A 19708-nucleotide genomic window follows, 5' to 3' on the forward strand; every position below is an offset into this window, starting at 1 on the left:
TTATATCCCATGATCACCAGCATGAAAAATATCGACACACGCATCGAGCACGATCTTCTTGGCGATCGCGCAGTACCTAACGAGGCCTATTACGGCGTCCACACACTACGTGCACTCGAAAACTTCCCGATTTCAGGCGTCCCGATTTCGACCTATCCGGCCTTGGTCAACGCGCTGGCATGCGTCAAAGAGGCAGCAGCGTTGGCGAACCACGATTTGGGGCTGCTTCCGGAGCATAAGATGCTGGCGATCGCGCATGCTTGTCGGACGATACGTGATGGCAGCGCGCACGAGCAGTTCGTCGTAGATGTGATCCAGGGGGCGCCGGTACGTCCACGAACATGAACGCGAATGAGGTAATTGCCAATCTGGCCCTGGAGTATCTCGGCCATAAGCGGGGTGATTACGCGATGCTGCACCCTAACGAAGATGTCAACATGGGGCAGAGCACAAATGATGTTTATCCGACGGCGCTTAAGATTGCCGCCTACATGGGGATTGTGCAGCTGGTCCATTCGATGGGTGTCCTGCGTGCGTCGTTCGAACGCAAAGCGGAAGAGTTTCGCAACGACCTGAAGATGGGGCGAACGCAGTTGCAAGATGCTGTTCCGATGACGCTCGGTCAAGAGTTCAGCACGTTTGCGGTAATGCTTGGAGAGGACGAGGAGCGCCTCCGAGAGGCATCCAAACTGATTTGTGAAATCAATCTCGGAGCGACGGCGATCGGTACCGGTATCAATACCTCGCCGGAGTACGCGCCCCTTGTGTGCCGCTATCTCGCTTCCATCACCGGAATACCGGTAACCACGTCACCGAACCTCGTTGAGGCGACCCAGGACGTCGGATCGTTCGTTCAGTTGTCGGGCGTGTTGAAACGCGTGGCCGTCAAACTCTCCAAGACCTGCAACGATCTCCGGCTTCTGTCGAGTGGGCCGCGTGCGGGCCTCGGTGAAATCAATCTGCCAGCGGTTCAGGCTGGATCGAGCATCATGCCCGGCAAGGTCAACCCGGTCATCCCCGAAGTTGTGAATCAGATCGCCTTTGAAGTTATCGGCAATGACGTCACGATTACGTTTGCCGCCGAAGCGGGGCAGTTGCAGTTGAACGCGTTTGAGCCGGTAATCGCCTACAGTCTTTTCAAAAGCGTCGCCCATCTGCGTGCAGGTTGTCTCACATTGGCATCGAAATGTGTCGACGGGATCACCGCGAATCGAGAAAGACTGCAGTCGATCGTCGAGAATTCTATCGGAATCGTGACAGCGCTCAATCCGTATATTGGCTACACAAATGCCACCGACGTTGCGCGGCAAGCGCTGGAATCGGGCAGAGGCGTCGCCGAGATCGTGATCGAAAGAGGCCTGCTGACACGTGCGCAACTCGACGAAATTCTCCAGCCGACAATGCTGACGCTGCCGAGGAAGCCCCTCGCTTTCAACTGACGATGCATCAAGTCCGAGGTGCGCTCAGGCACCTCGGAGCCAGATACGTTCTCCTTTGCGTCACTCAACTCGGCTCAAGCGCGCGCGTGACGAAACGGTGTCCGGACTCGCGGGATGCCGGGTAGTCCTTGTACGACGAAAAGGCATAGTTCAGTAGCGTACCGGCGCTCGATATTCGAGTGCCGGCTGTAGGCGCACCGAGGACGATTGCAAATACACGTCGCTTCATCGCAGGCGCTTCCTGTGGCCGCCTCGCGGTTGCAACGATGCAGTATCCCGCGGCCTTGGTGTGTCCAGTCTTCAGGCCGTCCACAGACGGATCCATTCCCAGCAGCCAGTTCTTGTTCCGCTTTGCAAATTTTCCGTATGCGAAATGCTGCTCGGAAGAATAACCGTAGTATTCCGGGAAATCGCTGGTTAGGCGCAGCGCCAGCGTGGACAGATCCCGGGCGGTTGAATAGTTCCCGGGAGTCGTGATGCCCGACGGCGTCGAGAAGTGGGTGTGCTGCATTCCGAGCTGCCGGGCCGTGTCGTTCATCAACAGCTCAAAGCCGGAAAGCGAACCGCCGACGCGTTGAGCGAGAACCATGGCAGCATCGTTCGCTGACGCGACAATCAGCCCCTGAACCAGGTCCCTGACGGGAACGAATTGTCCAGGAGCCAAATACATTTTGGCTTCGTCACCACCAACCACTCCAACGTCTGAAGCACTGACCTTTACCTTCTCGTCCCAGCGCAGGGTTTCGTTTCTGAGAGCGCGAAGGACGATATACGCGGTCATGAGCTTGGTGAGCGATGCAGGTTGACGTTCTGCATCCGCGTTATGTTCCGCCAAAATCTGTTCCGACTCGCCGTCGACCACCATCCATGACACCGCCTGGACGCTCGGCGGTTCGTGTGCCATGGCACTGCCTGCCCCACCTGCCAGACAGGATGTAGCACCAGCCAGCAAGAGGGGGAGTTGAAGGAGTGAATGCAATCGTCGCATCGACGAACGTAAAGCTTGCATGGAGATATGAGTTGTTGCTGGAGGAGCGGCTCAGAGCGAGCGCGTCGGCCGAAGAAGCCGGCGCCCGGTTGGTCTGAGCCAACGGTGCGAGTTCTTGAGATGACTCGCAGTCGCCGATCGTAAACGATCAACTCGAATGCCTGATGCCGCATCGGCATAACATGATGCTTGGGCGGCATAGCAGAGACGGTGGGAGCGCCGCCCAGCAGGTTCAAACCCTCGACAGATCGTGAAATACCGCTTCGGTGTTATTCCCGTTTGGGTCGAGAACAAAGGCGCTGTAGTAACCCGCGTGATACTGCCTGTAGCCCGGGCCGCCGTTGTCCACTCCACCCGCCTCCAGGGCTTCACGATGGAACGCGTTGACCGCGTCGCGACTTGCAGCGGCAAGCGCCAGATGTAGTTTGCCATGTGCTGAGTCGGCCTCGACGATCCACACCGCTGGAAGCAGGTCACCGTATCTACCGATTCATCTAAGGTGGTGAAGTACCGAGGCAAAAGGCTGACAGGTAAGCATTCCGCTCATCGGTAGAAAAAAGGGTGCTATATACGTCGGTGTCCGGAATGCCGCGCGAGCGGTCAGCCGGTCACGTTGGCCAGCGTGCGATCAATCGGGCTGCCGCCGCACCGTGATGCGAGCGCCGCCAGTTGGCCCGATTCAACCGTCAGCCCGAACCATTCCGATGTCGCTACCGCTCATATTTCTACCCGCGATGCCGTGCGACGGCCGCATGTATGCCGACCAGATTGCAGGACTCGAGGATCTTGTCCGGCCGACGGTGGCGATCCTGGCGCATGCGACATTCGTCGAGAGTGCCGAGCGTCTCCTCGCATCGACAAGCGGCGCATTCATTCTCGCGGGGACGGCGTATGGCGGGTGCCTCGCCATGGAAGTGCTCGCGAGAGCACCTGAGCGTGTCCGTGGACTTTGGCTGATGAACTGCCAGCCGGGCGTTCATCCTGACCCGGACGCCGCGCGCGCCACCAGCCGGAGAATTCGCGCCGGCGAACACGAGCGCGTCATTGCGGAGTTTGCCGAGCATGCAATCCCGGCACACGACGGCACGTCAAAGGTGGCGTTCACGCAGATGGCACGCGATGCCGGTGCGGATTTGTTTGCCCGTCAATCCGACGCCACGCTGACGCGTTCGGACCATTGGTCGACACTCGCCTCGAACAAGGTCCCGACGTTACTCATATGGGGCGCAGCGGACCGCTTCGTACCCGTCGATGTCGGCCGTCGTATCGCCGGCTTGATGCCGCACGCCCGTTTCGAATCAATAGACGAATGTGGCCATTTCCCGACCCTGGAGCGGCCGTCGCGCTGCACGGCGATCGCGCGCGAGTGGCTGACGGAGTCGGTGCTCCGCTGAGTCGTGCATGCGACGCGGCAGCAAAGCCGTTCATGCGGGACGGTGTTCGCTCAGTGCAGTCTTGAAGACATCGGCAGCCGTTGCCCGAGCCATCCATCGCATGCCCCGCCTTCAGCAGCCGAAAGCACGTTTCGCATTGCGGAATCCCCGTCGAATTCCTGCCGCGTCCCTTTTTCGCCGCTTGAAAACTTGTTTTGCATCGCAAAAACATCAGCGTATCTCATTGAAAAACAAAGAAAAATTATCTCTTATGTCTTATATAAGACTTCGCCGAAGCCGATCGAAGCGGCGTTACTATTAAGTCCATGCAGTTCGCTTCGGCAGACGAAGCGGCAAACCGAATCCTTCATTCAAACGTGCTTTGCTCTTAGGAGATAGACATGGCCCAGTATCAAGACGACATCAAGGCAGTTGCCGGTTTGAAAGAAACGTACGGCAGCGCATGGAATGCGATCAGCCCCGAGTACGCCGCTCGCATGCGTGCCCAGAACAAGTTCAAGACGGGCCTGGACATCGCCAAGTACACCGCGAAGATCATGCGCGCCGACATGGCCGCCTACGACGCCGACCCGGCCAAGTACACGCAGTCGCTGGGTTGCTGGCACGGCTTCATCGGCCAGCAGAAGATGATCTCCATCAAGAAGCACTTCAACAGCACCGAACGCCGCTACCTGTATCTGTCGGGCTGGATGGTCGCCGCGCTGCGCTCCGAGTTCGGCCCGCTGCCGGACCAGTCGATGCACGAAAAGACCTCGGTCAGCGCGCTGATCCGCGAGCTGTACACGTTCCTGCGCCAGGCCGACGCGCGTGAACTGGGCGGCCTGTTCCGTCAACTGGATGCCGCCGAAGGCGCTGCCAAGGCCGCGATCCAGGAAAAGATCGACAACCACGTCACGCACGTGGTGCCGATCATCGCCGACATCGACGCCGGTTTCGGCAACGCGGAGGCCACCTACCTGCTGGCCAAGCAGTTCATCGAAGCGGGCGCGTGCTGTATCCAGATCGAAAACCAGGTGTCCGACGAGAAGCAGTGCGGCCACCAGGACGGCAAGGTCACCGTGCCGCACGAGGATTTCCTCGCGAAGATTCGCGCGATCCGTTACGCGTTCCTGGAGCTGGGCGTGGACGACGGCATCATCGTCGCCCGTACCGACTCGCTCGGCGCCGGCCTGACCAAGCAGATCGCCGTGACCAACACGCCGGGCGACCTGGGCGACCAATACAACGCGTTCCTCGATTGCGAAGAGCTGTCGGCCGACCAACTGGGCAACGGTGACGTCATCATCAAGCGCGACGGCAAGCTGCTGCGTCCGAAGCGCCTGCCGAGCAACCTGTTCCAGTTCCGCGCCGGCACGGGTGAAGCGCGCTGCGTGCTGGACTGCATCACGTCGCTGCAGAACGGTGCCGACCTGCTGTGGATCGAAACCGAAAAACCGCATATCGCGCAGATCGGCGGCATGGTCAGCGAAATCCGCAAGGTCATCCCGAACGCGAAGCTGGTGTACAACAACAGCCCGTCGTTCAACTGGACGCTGAATTTCCGCCAGCAGGCCTACGACGCGATGAAGGCCGAGGGCAAGGACGTGTCGGCATACGACCGCGCGCAGCTGATGAGCGTGGAATACGATCAGACCGAACTGGCGACGCTCGCCGACGAGAAGATCCGCACGTTCCAGGCCGATGCGTCGCGTGAAGCGGGCATCTTCCACCACCTGATCACGCTGCCGACGTACCACACCGCCGCGCTGTCGACCGACAACCTGGCCAAGGAATACTTCGGCGACCAGGGCATGCTCGGTTACGTGGCTGGCGTGCAGCGCAAGGAAATCCGTGAGGGCATCGCGTGCGTCAAGCACCAGAACATGTCCGGCTCGGATATCGGCGACGACCACAAGGAATACTTCAGCGGCGAAGCGGCGCTGAAGGCGGCGGGTAAAGACAACACGATGAACCAGTTCTGATACCGGTCATCCCCGAAGCGAAACGCCAGCCCGTCAGGGCTGGCGTTTTTTATTTGGCGAGCGTGCTCGTCAGGCGCGCCGTCATCGCTGCGCTTCGCCGTAGGTTTCCCTGCATACCTCACGCAGCGCGTCGACGAGCAGATCGCGCGCCGGCGAATGCGAATCGGCGGCGCGGGTGAACAGCGCGATGGGCGGAAGCGTCCATACCAGCGAATACGGCACGATCGCCACGCCGGCAATCCGGACCAGCTCCTCCGCGATGTCGGCCGGCACGATCGATACGGCTTCGTCGCTCGACGCGATCATTTCGCCGATCAGCTTCGACGAATAGCTTTCGACGACCGGAACCGGCGGCGCGATGCCGGCCGACAGGAAGAGATCGGTCACCTGTTCCCGCATCGGCGTATGCGGCGCGCCGAGAATCCAGTCGAGCGCGTGCAGCTTGTGCCAGTCCAGCGGCATGCGGGCCAGTTTCGCGGCAAGACGCCGGCTCGCGATCATGCGCGGCTGCTGCTGATACAGCACCTCGAAGGAAACCTGGCCCAGATCGATCGCCGACGACGCGCGCCCGATCACGATGTCGACGCTGTGATCCTTGAGCTGCAAAAGCAGTTGATCGCTGGTGCCTTCGTGAATCGTCACGGTCAGGCGCCGCTCCATGCGCGACTGCAGTCGCTTGAGCGCCGCCGACAGCATCTGGCCGGAAATGAACGGAATCACGCCGATGTGAAGGTGGGCCGCATGTCCGGCGGCGACCGTCTCCATCTCGCGGGCGAGGTGATCGAGATCCTGGATCATCGCCTTTGCCCGTTCGAGCACGACCGCGCCGAGCGCGGTGGGCCGCATGCCGCGCGACGTGCGCTCGAACAGCGGCGTGCCGAACATGCTCTCCAGCTCGGACAGCGCGTTCGTCACGGCCGGCTGGCTGCTGGCCATGTGCTCGGCGACGCGCGTCAGCGACCCGTGCTGCTGGATCTGCAGCAACAGCACCAGGTGCCGCATCTTCAGGCGCGCGCCAAGCCGCCTGACCACCTCGTTCGCGTCGAAACTCATGGGCCGACCGTGTAGCCATCAGGAAAAAGTGATGGGCCGATATTAAAACAGAATCATCGCCTTATGCCGGAACCCTAGAATCGTCTCCAACGATCGCGCCGGGGCTGGCCTGGCGCGCGAGCCCGGACCGAACAACATGAAACAGACAGAGACACAGCAGCAGGCAGCGTTCGATTACCACGAGTTTCCGACGCCCGGGAAAATCTCGGTCGTCGCCAGCAAGCCGCTCGTGACCCAGCGCGATCTGTCGCTGGCCTACACGCCCGGCGTCGCGAGCGTGTGCGAGTCGATCGCGGCCGATCCACTGCAGGCGCACCGCTTCACGAGCCGCGGCAACCTGGTGGGCGTGATCACGAACGGCACCGCCGTGCTCGGTCTGGGCAACATCGGCCCGCTCGCGTCCAAGCCGGTCATGGAAGGCAAGGCCGTCCTGTTCAAGAAGTTCGCCGGGATCGATGTCTTCGACATCGAGATCAACGAGACCGACCCGGACAAGCTGGTCGACATCATCGCCGGCCTCGAACCCACCTTCGGCGGCATCAATCTCGAGGACATCAAGGCGCCGGAATGCTTCACGGTCGAGCAGAAGCTGCGCGAACGCATGAAAATTCCCGTCTTCCACGACGATCAGCACGGCACCGCGATCACCGTGTCGGCCGCGTTCATCAACGGGCTGAAGGTCGTCGGGAAGTCGATTTCGGAGGTGAAGGTCGTCACGTCGGGTGCGGGTGCGGCCGCGCTGGCCTGCCTGGACCTGCTGGTCGACCTCGGACTGCCGGTCGAAAACGTCTGGGTGACCGATATCGAAGGCGTCGTCTATCGTGGCCGTACTGCGCTGATGGACCCGGCAAAATCGCGCTTCGCGCAGGAAACCGACGCGCGCAAGCTGTCCGAAGTCATCGGCGGCGCGGACGTGTTCCTGGGCCTGTCGGTCGGCGGCATCCTGAGTGCGGAGATGCTGAAGGCGATGGCGCCGCGCCCGCTGATCCTCGCGCTGGCCAACCCGACGCCGGAAATCTTCCCCGAACTGGCGCATGAGACGCGCGACGACGTCGTGATCGCGACGGGTCGCTCGGACTACCCGAACCAGGTCAACAACGTCCTCTGCTTCCCGTACATTTTCCGCGGCGCGCTGGACGTGGGCGCGACGACGATCACCCGCGACATGGAGATCGCCGCGGTACACGCGATCGCCGGGCTCGCCGAGGAAGAGCAGAACGAAGTCGTCGCGGCGGCCTACGGCGCCTACGACGTGTCGTTCGGCCCGCAATACCTGATTCCGAAGCCGTTCGACCCGCGTCTGATCGTGCGTATCGCGCCGGCCGTGGCCAAAGCGGCAATGGAAGGCGGCGTGGCGACGCGCCCGCTGACCGACCTCGACGCGTATGTCGAGCAGTTGCAGCAATTCGTCTACCACTCCGGCGCGTTCATGAAGCCGCTGTTCGCGACGGCGCGCCAGCTCGTGCGCGACGGCGGCAAGGCGCGCATCGTGTTTACCGAAGGCGAGGATGAGCGCGTGCTCCGCGCGGTGCAGGTCATCGTCGACGAAAAGCTGGCCCGTCCGATCCTGGTCGGCCGTCCGGAAGTGCTGCTGGCCCGCATCGAGCGCTTCGGCTTGCGCCTGCGGCTCGGCCAGGACGTCGAAGTGACCAACCCGGAATACGACGAGCGGTTCCCGCAATACTGGACGACGTACTGGGAACTGCGGTGCCGCGACGGCATCTCGAAGGAGATGGCGCGGGTCGAGATGCGCCGCCGCCTGACGCTGATCGGCGCGATGATGGTGCGGCTGGGCGATGCGGACGGCATGATCTGCGGCACGGTCGGCGAATATCACAATCATCTGCGGTTCGTCGACGAAGTGATCGGCCGGAAGGCCGGCGCATCCACCTACGCGGCGATGAACATCCTGTTGCTCGATCAGCGGACGGTGGCGCTGGTGGATACGCACGTCAACGACAATCCTGACGCGGAGCAGATCGCGGAATTCACGATCGCCGCGGCCCGGCAGATGGAGTGGCTGAACCTGACGCCGAAGGTCGCGTTGCTGTCGCGGTCGAACTTCGGATCGGGCAGCGCGGCCTCCGGCGTGAAGATGCGCCGCGCGCTCGAGATCGTCCGGGAGCAGGCGCCCGACATCCAGGCAGACGGCGAGATGCATGGCGACTGTGCGCTCGACGAGGGCCTGCGCTCGCGCCTGCTGCCGATGTCGCCGCTCAAGGGTGCCGCGAATCTGCTGGTCTGCCCGAATGTGGACGCAGGCAACATCGCCTACAACCTGCTCAAGACCGAGGCGGGCAGCAACGTGGCGGTGGGGCCGTTCCTGCTCGGTGTCAACGCGCCGGTGAACATCCTCACGTCGAGCGCGACGGTGCGCCGGATCGTGAACATGGCGGCGCTGACCGTGATCGAAGCCAATCGCAACATGCCTGCCTGAGCAGGCGTCGCAAGCGGTGCGGCGACGGGTTCGCAAGGCGCCGCGTGACGGAGCCGGACGGCGGCGCGGGTTGCACCGTCCGGACGCCTTGCGGCCGCCGCCGCAGGGCATTCGTTTAGGGATACTGCACTTGTCTCCCGGCGTCGCAACTTCTCCCGCGTGACGCCCTGGCGCCCGCCGCCAATCGCAGCATTGCGGCGTTCCGTCGCCATTTCTGCCGATATCGTCCGATAATTAGCTTTTATTTTCGTCTAAAATCGCGCTTCTTCTTACTTTAGGATGGAAGGACGTTTTGAAAAGACTGACGAAAAACTTCTCGCGCACGGCCGTTGCCGCGTGCATTGCCTATGCCGGGCTGCTGCCCTTGTCCCAATCCGCCCAAGCCCAGGTCGAACCCCTGAAGAATCCGGTCTACGGCGTGACGCTCGATGATCTGACGAAACTCGATTCGATCATCGCGTCGCTGCAGAACCTGCCGTACCGGCCGACCGTGCGCGTCGTGTTCGATCCGGGCACGTCGGCCGCCGACTACTACGCTCCGTTGCTGCGCCTGCACGCGGTCGCGTACGTGATGGGCGAAATCTACGATTCCTACTATTTCCCGACGAATCTCGCCACGTACCAGGCGAGAACGCAGGAACTGGTGTCGCAACTGAAGAACACCGTCGACGTGTGGGAAATCGCCAACGAAATCAACGGCGAATGGCTGCGCAACAACCCGAGCGGGACGAACTCGGTGGTCAATGCGCAAGAACAGCAGATCGGCCAGATGGTTGCCGCGGCCAACACGATCGTCAAATCGAACGGCGGCAAGACCGCGATCACGCTGTACTACAACGACGACAGCAAGGGCAACAACTGCTGGGAGAAGCCGCAGGACTACTGGAAGACGTGGCCGACGACTTTCCTGTCGTCGACGGTTCGCCAGCAGGCCGACTACGCGCTGTTCAGCTACTACCCGTACCAGGATTGCCCGGGGCTGAATCCGACGTGGAAGAACGACTTCGCGGCGCTGGAAAGCATCTTCCCGAACGCGAAGGTCGGCTTCGGCGAAATCGGCACCTCGGACACCTCCGCGCCGGCGTCGGTGCAGCAGAACCTGATCAAAACCTACTACCCGATGGTCAACAGCATGAACGACCCGCGTTTCATCGGTGGTTTCTTCTGGTGGAACTACGTCGAACAGATGCTCCCGTACTCGACCAGCTCGTACTTCCAGTTGCTGCGTCAGACGATCATCACGCTTAAATCGCCCAACTGATCGCGCCATCCGTGCGCAAGCGTCAGCGTCGCTGGTTAGAACCACAATGTCGCGCGTACCACGAGACCACGTGCGCGTGCCGCTGACGTCAACGGAAACCTGTATTGCACCGTGACATCGAGATAACTCGCCGGTGCGCTATACCTGCCTTCGCGAAACCAGTACCGGAACTGGATGCCCGGCCCCGCGCCGATTGCGGTCTTGTCCAGCTCGCGGTTGTCGTGATCGCCGGCCACCGCGGCGTGCGGGTAGACGGTCAGCCGGTCGCTGATCGCCGTCAAACGCCAGGTGTGCCCGTAACGCAACTCCGAATAGATGATGTATCGGCCCGCCTTGATGAAGTAGGCGCCTTCGACGTACGCCTGCCAGCTGCGCCAGCTCGGCTCGGTGACCTGCAGGTCGGTGCCCGCTTCCGACGAATAACCCAGACGCACCAGCCAGTCCGTCATCGACAGGCTGCCGACGTGGAACAGCCGCTCGGCGGTCAACACGACGTTCTGGTCGGGTATCGGCTTGTAGCGCACGCCGACCGAGCCTTGCACGGTCGGCATGCCGGTGACGTTGCCGGTCCCGTCGTAAGCGGTGCCGTACCCGCGCAGGAAGAACTGAAGAATGCGCCCGTTCTGGTAGCCGATCTTCGGCGGCTGCCAGTACGCTTCGATCCCTGGCTGCAACACGCTGATGGTGCCTTGCGGACCGAACGCGGCCGACTGGTAAGGCGCGCTCAGCACGAAACCCCAGGTGCGCTGAAGCTGCTCGACTTCCCGCCGATAGCCGAACTTGTGCTGCGCATCGAATGCGTGTTCGTTTTCATCGGCGTCGAGGCTGTGCTCGAACAGTTGGATGGACTGCTCGTTCAGGCCGATCCGCTTGGCGGCATAGCCTGCGTCCGCGTAGTTCATCGCGTTGCCGGCGCCGCCGTCGAACCCTTCCTGGAACGAGTCGAGCGCCTCGCGATCCTTGTGCTCGCGCAGCAGGTCGTAGGCCTGCTGCAATTTCTGTTGCGCAGTATTGTCGACCGGTACTTGCGGCGCATCCTCGGGTTGCTGCGCCTGCGCCACGATCGACTCGGCCATTTTCCGCTCGCCGTCCGTCTTTGCATCGTTGGCGGCGAGGTCCGCCACGCGGATCGCGCTTTCGCGATCGCCCGACATCAGGCTCAACTGCGCGATCCGCAGCTGGATCGCGGCTGATTTTTCATCGGCCAGCGGCGCCAGCGCCACGCCGGCATCATGCGGGCGTTGTGCCGCGAGCGCGCTGTCCGACCAGGCGAGACGCAGGTTGCGCTGTTGCTCCGCACTCCATTTTCCCGTCTCGACGGCAGCCGAGAAATCGCTGCACGCCACGTCGTAACGCTCCTGCCGCTGCGCCAGGTAGCCATGTTCCGCCATCACCGCCGCGCTCTTCGGGAAGCGCTCGCGCATCGATTCCACCATCGCGTCCGCCGCGTCGACTTTGCCTTCCCGCTTGTAGACATCGAGGAGCAGCAACCCGAGCTGTTCGCTGCCGGGCTGAATCTTGAGCGCGCGTTGCGCATAGTCTTCCGCGCGCGGCAGGTCGCCGGCGCTGATCGCCTTGTAGGCGCCATCGGCGAGCCGATACGCCTTGTGGGTGAGCGGCTGCGCGGCGTAAGCCGGGGCCTGCCAGGCCAGCGACAGCGCGAGCGTCAATGCGCTCAGCCGCGCGTAGCGCCTGAGGCCGTCCGTGATCGGGAGCTGTGAGTGTTTCATGCCTGTTCTCCCGACGGCTTTTTCACCGGAGATGCTTGCGATGCCGCGTCGTCGCCGTCGCGTGCGCGCGCGAGTTCGACGAAGCGGGAGTGTCGGGCGAGTTCGGCTGCAATCTCCGCATCGCAGGCAATGAAATAGGCGACGTTCGCCCTGGCGCCGCGCCGCACGATGTCCTGCTCGTCCTGCGTGAGCGGCCGCCCGACCGCCACGTTCAACGTTCCGTCGTCCGCCGTCGAAAACGGGACGGCGTGGTACGCGTACTGCAGCTCGAATGCGAGTGAATCCGCGAAGTGGCCGACCGCCACGTTACCCAGGCTCACCCGGGGAAGGTCGGCCTGCTCCGCGAGCGCATCCGCGAGCGATTCGCTGGAGATCGCACACCCTTCGATCAGCAGTTCGCCCAGCCGCCTGCCGCATGTCAGTTGTTTCTCGAGGCTTGCCTGCAGTTGCTCCAGCGTGACCACACCCCAGCCGACGAGGATCTCGCCGATCTTGAGGTGTGCTTTTCCGAGCTCTTCGTTCGACAGGTAGGTATGGCTGGTCTTGTCCCATGCGATGGGCTTGCCGCTCGCCAGGTGGCCGATATAGATGCGCCATGCCCGGCAAACCGCGTAGAAATTGATCAGGTTGTTGACGAACATCCTCGGAATCGACAACAGCCCCTGGAGCGGGCCGTTCAGCTTACTGACGAAGTAGTAGCGCTGCCCGGCGCGGGCAAACAGCATGACGGTGTTGACCCACAGCAGCGGACTGATCCAGTCGCCCGCGGTGACAAGCGACGCGTTGACGGGCACGACATGGCCGAATTTCTGCAGTGCAGCCAACGCGACGAAATTGATCAGCACGCCATACGCGATCACTGAAAACAGCGATGTCACGATGCCCTTGCGGTCATGGAAGAACAGGTAGCGGGTGAGCAGGTCGCCCTTCCAGCCGAGTTGCTCCCAGCCCTGGAAGGAGATGCCGAGGATCCAGCGCGAACGCTGTCGATAGGCGGTCCGGAATGTTTTCGGAAAATACTCGCGCGTGGCCAACAGGTTGCGCTTGACGGCGCCGCCCCTGGCGCGCCCGGCACCGGCATCCTGCGCGATATCCGAAAGCGGAAAGCGGGCAAAGGTTTCCTTCATGCCCAGGTCCCTCAACCGGAAGCTGAAGTCGTAGTCTTCCGCCAGCGTTCGGGTGTTGAACGGACAGCCGTCGCGTTCCTTCATCGCCGCTTCGATCGCGCGCCTGCTGTAGCAAGACGCCACGCCCGCGCCGGGCACGACGCCGGTCAGGCGGGCCCGGGCCGGCATGTCCTTCTGGTGCGTTTCGCTGAAGTCGTCCAGATAGCATCCGGCCACGAACTCGTTCCACTTCCGCGGCAACGACAGAACCGGAAGCTGGACCAGATCGCTGTCCGCCACTGCGTGGCTGAGGTACTTGAGCTCGATCGGGTGGATGACGTCTTCGCAGTCGTGCATCACGACGCCCGCGAACTGAATGTGATGCGTCTCTTCGTAGCGCAGGATCGCTTCGACGATCCAGTTCAGGCAGTCGGCCTTGCAGGTCGGCCCGTCGTTCATGACGGTCGCGCGCGTCACCCGGCCCGGATAGCGGCGGATCATCCGCTCGACTTCCGCCGTGGTTTCCGCGTCGTTGTGATAGGTCCCGACGAAGATGACGTATCGCTCGTATTCGAGCGTCGCCAAGGTGTTTTCAATCATCTTGGCGATTACGTCATATTCTTTCCAGGCCGGCACCATCAGCGCCAGATGCCGCTCTTCCAGCGCGCGCAGCATTGCGATATCGATGGTCTGCGATTTTTCGCGACGCAGAAATCGCCCTAATTCGAATGACCAATAGCAGATGTCCAGCGTAAGGTCATCCAGCGTGCTTACCAAGATGACGATTGCGGTCATAATGGCAATAATGTTTAGTGCATATAAATATGCAATCCATATTGTATTGTCCATCATTTTCCCGCGATTTTCTCTTATGGGTAAATCGTCTCCCTCGTACCAACGCAAGACGAATCATTCCCGTCCTCGTCGACCCCGTCACGCCCACTCCATGGCTCGTGCCATGCGCATTTCCGTCGCACGGAAAAGCGCTGTCCGGCCCGGCGCTTTTTCGATGCGGCCACGTAACATCATTAAAAATGAAACGTGTTCGGTGGGTGACTTTTGAAAGCTGGTTCTTCGCTTGCCCGCCCCTGTTTCCGGCCCGGATGGATCACGCACCATCAACGCTTGCAGCCGCTTCCGATCCCGCGCCTCGCCGCAGGCTCCGCGTACCGTCGTCGCGGCACACAGCCCATCAAGCAATTCGTGCGCCATTGCCGCGCCGCCCTTGACCTTCCGGGCGTCGAGGGACGTCGAGCGGGATCGGCTCACCGAATCCGAGCCAAATGTTTCAGTGCTGAAACGCCCGGTCAAAGGGGCTGATGGAAAACGAATTTCGGACTTTCCGGCGGACCCGCGCGGTAGCTGCCGGGAAATCGTCATGCGAATTCCGCGAGCGCCGGAGGGAAAGATCGGATTTGAATCCGAAAATCAGGTTCGCCAGTCGTCATTTCATATGCGCGCAACCCGGGACGATTTCCGCATTGCTCCTTCGGAGCATGGCCAGGAACTGGTTTTCCCTGAATCATCCGAGCTGATTTCACTCGTTTGTCAGATGAAGGCTGCGACGTTCACGACGTTGCATGCCTGAAACGTTTTATCGACGCAATTTTGGATTGCGATGACGTGTCAATTTCGGCGCCTTGGTCCGGTGCCCATTTGCGACCGATGGTACGGTTCTAGCTTGAAAGCAGAACTATAAGAATCCGGATTTTTTTGTCTGGCATAAAGCGCACAGAAAAAATCACGACATAACACCCCGATTCTGAATGGCACGTCGCCGTGCTCGTTTCGTTAACGAGATGAACTTATTTTGCATATCAAAGGATGAAAATCATGCCTTCTCACCGCAATCAATCTTTTCGGCTCGGATTGAGCACAGTCGGAGCACTCGTCACATTAATCTCTACGCTCGTCTTTGCCGTCGCTGTTCAGGATGCGAATGCGGACGAGAAAGGCAAGCCGGCTGTCGGCCAGATCAAGCCGCCGCCGTTGCCGAACGGCTCCGCCCAGGCCAACGTGAAGCCGGGCATGTCCGAAGAGGACTGGGAGAACGCCTACAAGGAGACGGGGCGCCCCAAGTTCAACAGGAAGTCGATCAAGAAAACCGGTGACAACGTCCAACGCGACTAGGGAGAAACGGCCATGAAAAAGATCCTGCTTGTCATCGCCCTGCTGGCCGGGCTCGCGCAAATGACGTTGCCGGGCACCGCGCAAGCGCAGACCACCACTGCCCATACGCTCGTGCTGTACGACAACCCGGCCAACGACCCGTATTCGAAGCTCGGCCTGATGTACAGCATCATGCTGAGGAACCTGCTTGGCCACTTCAACGCGACGGTCGATCTGGTGCCGATCCAGAACTACACGGCCGGCATGGTCGCGAACCACGACGTCACGTTCTACATCGGCGACTACTACAACAACCCGATCCCGACGGCGTTCATGAGCGACGTGATGACCGCCACGAAGACCGTGGTCTGGTTCAAATACAACCTGTGGCAGCTGGCGTGGAACACGGCGTACACCTTCAACCAGACCTTCGGGTTCAGCTTCCAGGGCATTGCCGGGTTGAACACGACGCCATCGTCGAGCAATCCGAGCCCCGGGTTCTACGACACGGTCACGTACAAGAACCTGTCGATGGTGAAGTACTACGCGTACAACGCGTCGACCGGCGCGATCAGTGCGGACCCGGACGTCGGGCTGACCCAGGTCGTCGACTCGACCAAGGCGCAGGCGCTCGTCACGATCAAGAACAGCGTGAGCGGCGCAACCGCGCCGTACATCATGCGTTCGGGCAAGCTCTGGTATTTCGCCGATGTACCGTTCTCCTACATCGGGCCGACGGATCGATACCTGGTGATCTGCGACATCCTGCACGACATCCTGCAGACCAATGCACCGGTGAATCACCGTGCGCTCGTTCGCCTGGAAGACCTCGACGCATTTACGACGACCAGCTCGATGACGTTGCTGACGAATTACCTGTACTCGAAGCGCATCCCGTTCACGATGGCCACCATCCCCGTGTATACGGACCCGAACGGCTATTACAACGGCGGCGTCTCGGAGACGATCCATCTTGCGCAGGCAACAGGCCTCAAGAGTTCGCTGAACTATGCGCTCGCGCGCGGCGGCTCGATCGTGATGCATGGCATGACGCACCAGTACGATTCGACGCCGAACCTTTTGAACGCGGTCACCGGCAACGACTATGAGTTCTGGTTCGCGGTCCAGAACCGCCCCGTCGACGAGGATTCCGTTCCGTGGGCGGAAGCCAGGATGGCTGCGGGCCTGCTCGAGTTCACGCTCAGCGGCTACAAGATCGTCGGCTTCGCCGCGCCGCAATACCAGATGTCGCCGAATGCATCGACCGCTACGGCCCTCACGTTCCCGACGACGTTCCAGCGGGCCGTCTACTACACCGCGACCAATCCGCAAATCGGAACGGGGGCGCCCAACCAGGACTTTTCGGCCGGGCAGTTCTTCCCGTACATCATCAATTCCGATTATTACGGACAGCGGATCGTTCCGGAGAACATGGGCAGTATCCAGTACAACATCTGCAATATCGACCCGTTCTCGTGCATCTCGTACACGTGGCAGCAACTCGTCACCAATGCGCAATACGGCCTGGCGGTGCGGGACGGTTTCGCGTCCTTCTTCTTCCACCCGTACTGGCTTGAACCCGATCTCCACTTGCCGGCCTACCAGGACTTCCAGAGCCTGATCACCGGCATTACGAATCTCGGCTACAAGTTCGTGGATGGCACGACCGCCAAGTGAGGCGGGCGTGGTGGCAAGCTTGTGCGACCCGCGCCGACAACGCGGGTCGCACGTTCGTGTTCGATCGACTACGATGAGGCCCGAAGAGGCTTCCGGGGAATCCGTAATGACCCAGTCCGCCAACCCGGCCAGGCGCGGCATTCGACAGCGCATGGGCCGGCTCCGGCTTGCCGGCGCGCCGCGCGCGCCCCGGGCGGCGACGCTCGCGGCCATCGGCGCATCGCTCGTCCTGGCCGCATGCAGCTGGGCCGCGCAAGGCGTGCGTGCCGACGGCATCGTCTGGCAGGTGGACAACGCGACGACGAATCCCGTCGGCAACTGGCAGGCGCTCGGTGTAAGCGATCTGCTGATCCAGTGGGTCGTCGTCGACGATACCGCGTACGTTGTCGGCACGCGCCTGCCTGCCGCGGCGCATCTTCCCGACTGGGAACGCATCGGCCGCGCGCCGTGGGCCAGGAACGTGATCCTGGGCCTGGCCGGCTATCAGGACGAAAAGCGTGCGCGCACCCACCTGTCCACGCTCGCGGACCAGTCCGTCGAGGCGGCGCGCGCGCCGATCCCGCTGCATGTGACCGGCTACTACTTCCCGGTCGAAATCGACCCGACCTGGCAGGACGCGCCCAAGCTCGCCGAGATTCTGCAGCGGCTGCCGCACCCGCTGTGGGTGAGCGTCTACGACCAGACCAACATCGGCGGAAAAGCGCTGGCGGACTGGCTCGCCGCGTGGCTGCCTGCCGACGTCGGCGTGTTCTTCCAGGATGGTTGCGGCGTCTATGCCCGCGAGCCGTACGTCGCGCGCACTTACCTCGACGAGCTGACGGCGCGCCTGGGCAAACGACGCGTGCGGGTCATCGCCGAAGCGTTCCGGCCGGCCGAGCATGGCGGGTTCCGTTCGGCCAGCGCCGAGGAGCTGGGCAGGCAGCTTCAGGCCTATCGCGGCTATTCGGTTTATCTGTTCGATGGTCCGCACTATGTGTCGGACGACCTCACGCGCGAACTCGCGAACTGGACGGCCAAGCCGGCTCCGGTCGCGCCTGCCGGGCCGGGGCATTGATTCGGCGCTGTCGCGCCGTTCAATCGTTTGATGGCCAGGTCGCGAGCCCCGTTGATCCCGATGAGAATTGCCCGACATGCATTGCCTCCGGTTGTCGCGCCGGTTCGGAAGCCGTTCCAGCGCAGGGCGGGGCGGCGGCGGGCATTGAAACTTGCGATATCCTCCGATGGCAGCGGCTCGCGATGATTCGCCATGACGCATGTCGTCCGTCTCTGTGCGAAGCGTTAAGGCAAGCCTGAAACAATCGAAAACGCCCGGGTCGAACACGGACATAACCCTTCCAGCACAGGCAAAACGATGATGACTTCCAGCGACGGCCTGACCAGTCCCGCGCGGCTCCTGCGACTCGCCTCATGGGTGATTGCGATCATCTTCGCCGTCTTTCTGAACATGCTCGGCAGTCTCGTGATTCGCGACATGGCCTTCGCCCCGAGAGGCGGGCCGCCCGTCATCGAGCAATTCGCGGATGCGCCGGCGAAAGCGCGGCTGGACGCTGCGCGGCGCGATCTGCAGGCGCAACACGACACGCTTGCCGGGAAGGCCGACGCCATGGAGGTGGCACGCGGGCGTGCCGCGAAGGAGTACGCGGCCGAGAAGGAAAGCTTCCGCAACTGGCTGGCCACCCGCTCGGTGACCGGAGACAGCGCGCGGGACCCGGACATTCTGGCGAGAACGCGCAAGCTGGACATGCTGCAGGCCGTGGTCACCCACTGGCAGCATCAGATCGATGCGATCGGCGACCAGCAACGGGCACTGGCATCGCAGCAGGCTCGCGTGGACACGCAAATCGCCGATGCGGCCGCCGCAGCCGAACGGCGCCTCGACGCGGCGACCCGGCATTACGAGTTGCAGGTGTTCGGCCTGCGGCTTGCGCTGACGTTACCGATACTGCTGATTGCGATCTGGCTGTTCATCCGCTACCGCAAGGCGCGCTACTGGCCTTTCGTGTACGGGTTCGGCCTGTTTGCGCTGAGCGCGTTTTTCATCGAACTGGTTCCGTACCTGCCGAATTTCGGCGGTTATGTCCGGGTCCTGGTCGGCATTGCGCTCACGGTATTCGCCGGCCTTTACATGATGAAGGCGTTTCAGCGCTACGCCGAACGCAAGCGGCTCGAATTGCAGCAGGATCAGGGCGCACGCGCGCGTACGATCGGATATGAAAAGGCCGTTCGCTCACTCGAAAAGAAGCGCTGCCCGTCATGCGACAAACAATGGAATCTCGGCGGCGACGATTCCACGTTCTGCGTGCATTGCGGGTTGAGGCTCTTCAATGTATGCGGATGCGGTGGCCGCAATTTCTTCTTCTTCCCGCATTGCCATCAATGCGGTGCTGCGCAGGGCAACGAGGCGCCGGCGGCATCGGATTGACGGAGCACGCGCGCGCCGGGTTCCGGGGGCGACGAAACCCCCTCGCTGCAAGGCCCCCAAGGCCGCACGACGCCCGACGAAACAATCGCCCCGATTGCATGCCCGCGCGACAGCCCACCCACCCGAAACCC

Annotated in this window: 15 protein-coding genes and 1 pseudogene; 10 read left to right on the forward strand and 6 right to left on the reverse strand. The window is 61.9% G+C overall.

Annotation, left to right across the window (positions count from 1 at the left end; all coding sequences use genetic code 11):
• Positions 1–21: 21 nt before the first annotated feature.
• Positions 22–1439: pseudogene (gene aspA, locus BBJ41_RS30090) on the forward strand (aspartate ammonia-lyase).
• A 64-nt stretch (positions 1440–1503) separates the two neighbouring features.
• Here aspA and BBJ41_RS30095 read toward each other — a convergent pair.
• Together BBJ41_RS30095 and BBJ41_RS39775 are read right to left on the reverse strand one after the other, a co-directional pair.
• A complete protein-coding gene (locus tag BBJ41_RS30095; protein ID WP_236872089.1) occupies positions 1504–2343 on the reverse strand; it encodes a D-alanyl-D-alanine carboxypeptidase family protein in 840 nt (279 codons plus the stop codon).
• Between the two features lie 316 nt (positions 2344–2659).
• A complete protein-coding gene (locus BBJ41_RS39775; RefSeq protein ID WP_156814901.1) occupies positions 2660–2887 on the reverse strand; it encodes a VOC family protein in 228 nt (75 codons plus the stop codon).
• Between the two features lie 244 nt (positions 2888–3131).
• Here BBJ41_RS39775 and BBJ41_RS30100 point away from each other — a divergent pair, with 244 nt between their 5' ends.
• Together BBJ41_RS30100 and BBJ41_RS30105 are read left to right on the forward strand one after the other, a co-directional pair.
• Positions 3132–3821, forward strand: a complete 690-nt coding sequence (locus tag BBJ41_RS30100; protein WP_069749814.1) for an alpha/beta fold hydrolase — start codon at positions 3132–3134, stop codon at positions 3819–3821.
• Between the two features lie 380 nt (positions 3822–4201).
• A complete protein-coding gene (locus BBJ41_RS30105) occupies positions 4202–5782 on the forward strand; it encodes an isocitrate lyase (protein ID WP_069749815.1) in 1581 nt (526 codons plus the stop codon).
• Positions 5783–5863: 81 nt separating this feature from the next.
• Here the strand turns inward: BBJ41_RS30105 and BBJ41_RS30110 are convergent, their stop codons facing one another.
• Positions 5864–6835 (reverse strand): LysR substrate-binding domain-containing protein, encoded by a 972-nt coding sequence (locus BBJ41_RS30110; RefSeq protein ID WP_069749816.1) that lies wholly within the window; start codon positions 6833–6835, stop codon positions 5864–5866.
• A gap of 136 nt (positions 6836–6971) precedes the next feature.
• Here BBJ41_RS30110 and BBJ41_RS30115 point away from each other — a divergent pair, with 136 nt between their 5' ends.
• Positions 6972–9272, forward strand: coding sequence for an NADP-dependent malic enzyme (locus tag BBJ41_RS30115; RefSeq protein ID WP_069749817.1), 2301 nt, complete (start codon positions 6972–6974; stop codon positions 9270–9272).
• A gap of 292 nt (positions 9273–9564) precedes the next feature.
• The gene (locus BBJ41_RS30120) at positions 9565–10533 is read left to right on the forward strand and encodes a hypothetical protein (RefSeq protein ID WP_069749818.1); all 969 of its coding nucleotides are present in this window, start codon (positions 9565–9567) and stop codon (positions 10531–10533) included.
• 35 nt (positions 10534–10568) lie between these two features.
• Here BBJ41_RS30120 and BBJ41_RS30125 read toward each other — a convergent pair whose 3' ends face one another.
• The 3 genes from BBJ41_RS30125 to BBJ41_RS40765 all read right to left on the reverse strand — a co-directional run bounded on the left by BBJ41_RS30125 (position 10569) and on the right by BBJ41_RS40765 (position 14749).
• The gene (locus BBJ41_RS30125) at positions 10569–12263 is read right to left on the reverse strand and encodes a bacteriophage N4 adsorption protein A (protein ID WP_069749819.1); all 1695 of its coding nucleotides are present in this window, start codon (positions 12261–12263) and stop codon (positions 10569–10571) included.
• Positions 12260–14221, reverse strand: a complete 1962-nt coding sequence (locus tag BBJ41_RS30130; RefSeq protein WP_069749820.1) for a glycosyl transferase family protein — start codon at positions 14219–14221, stop codon at positions 12260–12262. Before BBJ41_RS30130 ends, BBJ41_RS30125 begins: the two co-directional genes overlap by 4 nt.
• An 81-nt stretch (positions 14222–14302) precedes the next feature.
• Positions 14303–14749, reverse strand: a complete 447-nt coding sequence (locus tag BBJ41_RS40765) for a hypothetical protein (protein ID WP_156814902.1) — start codon at positions 14747–14749, stop codon at positions 14303–14305.
• Here BBJ41_RS40765 and BBJ41_RS40770 point away from each other — a divergent pair.
• The 5 genes from BBJ41_RS40770 (at position 14748) to BBJ41_RS30150 (ending at position 19577) form a co-directional block, all read left to right on the forward strand.
• Entirely contained in the window at positions 14748–14957 is a 210-nt protein-coding gene (locus tag BBJ41_RS40770; protein WP_156814903.1) for a hypothetical protein, read from the forward strand. The genes BBJ41_RS40765 and BBJ41_RS40770 overlap by 2 nt on opposite strands.
• A 236-nt stretch (positions 14958–15193) precedes the next feature.
• Positions 15194–15499, forward strand: coding sequence for a hypothetical protein (locus tag BBJ41_RS30135; RefSeq protein ID WP_232036203.1), 306 nt, complete (start codon positions 15194–15196; stop codon positions 15497–15499).
• Between the two features lie 12 nt (positions 15500–15511).
• Entirely contained in the window at positions 15512–17155 is a 1644-nt protein-coding gene (locus BBJ41_RS30140; protein WP_069749821.1) for a DUF2334 domain-containing protein, read from the forward strand.
• A gap of 106 nt (positions 17156–17261) precedes the next feature.
• Positions 17262–18209, forward strand: coding sequence for an alpha-amylase family protein (locus tag BBJ41_RS30145; protein ID WP_069749822.1), 948 nt, complete (start codon positions 17262–17264; stop codon positions 18207–18209).
• A gap of 300 nt (positions 18210–18509) precedes the next feature.
• On the forward strand, positions 18510–19577 hold the full coding sequence (locus BBJ41_RS30150) for a zinc ribbon domain-containing protein (protein ID WP_069750444.1): 1068 nt from the start codon (positions 18510–18512) through the stop codon (positions 19575–19577).
• Positions 19578–19708: the final 131 nt, after the last annotated feature.

The sequence above is a fragment of the Burkholderia stabilis genome (assembly GCF_001742165.1).
GTDB lineage: Bacteria > Pseudomonadota > Gammaproteobacteria > Burkholderiales > Burkholderiaceae > Burkholderia > Burkholderia stabilis.

Coding starts and splice junctions, on each gene's coding strand:
- BBJ41_RS30095 (WP_236872089.1), bottom strand. CDS start 2,343: ATGGCACACGAACCGCCGAGCGTCCAGGCGGTGTCATGGATGGTGGTC.
- BBJ41_RS30100 (WP_069749814.1), top strand. CDS start 3,132: ATGTCGCTACCGCTCATATTTCTACCCGCGATGCCGTGCGACGGCCGC.
- BBJ41_RS30105 (WP_069749815.1), top strand. CDS start 4,202: ATGGCCCAGTATCAAGACGACATCAAGGCAGTTGCCGGTTTGAAAGAA.
- BBJ41_RS30110 (WP_069749816.1), bottom strand. CDS start 6,835: ATGAGTTTCGACGCGAACGAGGTGGTCAGGCGGCTTGGCGCGCGCCTG.
- BBJ41_RS30115 (WP_069749817.1), top strand. CDS start 6,972: ATGAAACAGACAGAGACACAGCAGCAGGCAGCGTTCGATTACCACGAG.
- BBJ41_RS30125 (WP_069749819.1), bottom strand. CDS start 12,263: ATGAAACACTCACAGCTCCCGATCACGGACGGCCTCAGGCGCTACGCG.
- BBJ41_RS30130 (WP_069749820.1), bottom strand. CDS start 14,221: ATGATGGACAATACAATATGGATTGCATATTTATATGCACTAAACATT.
- BBJ41_RS40770 (WP_156814903.1), top strand. CDS start 14,748: ATGCGAATTCCGCGAGCGCCGGAGGGAAAGATCGGATTTGAATCCGAA.
- BBJ41_RS40765 (WP_156814902.1), bottom strand. CDS start 14,749: ATGACGATTTCCCGGCAGCTACCGCGCGGGTCCGCCGGAAAGTCCGAA.
- BBJ41_RS30135 (WP_232036203.1), top strand. CDS start 15,194: ATGAAAATCATGCCTTCTCACCGCAATCAATCTTTTCGGCTCGGATTG.
- BBJ41_RS30140 (WP_069749821.1), top strand. CDS start 15,512: ATGAAAAAGATCCTGCTTGTCATCGCCCTGCTGGCCGGGCTCGCGCAA.
- BBJ41_RS30145 (WP_069749822.1), top strand. CDS start 17,262: ATGACCCAGTCCGCCAACCCGGCCAGGCGCGGCATTCGACAGCGCATG.
- BBJ41_RS30150 (WP_069750444.1), top strand. CDS start 18,510: ATGACTTCCAGCGACGGCCTGACCAGTCCCGCGCGGCTCCTGCGACTC.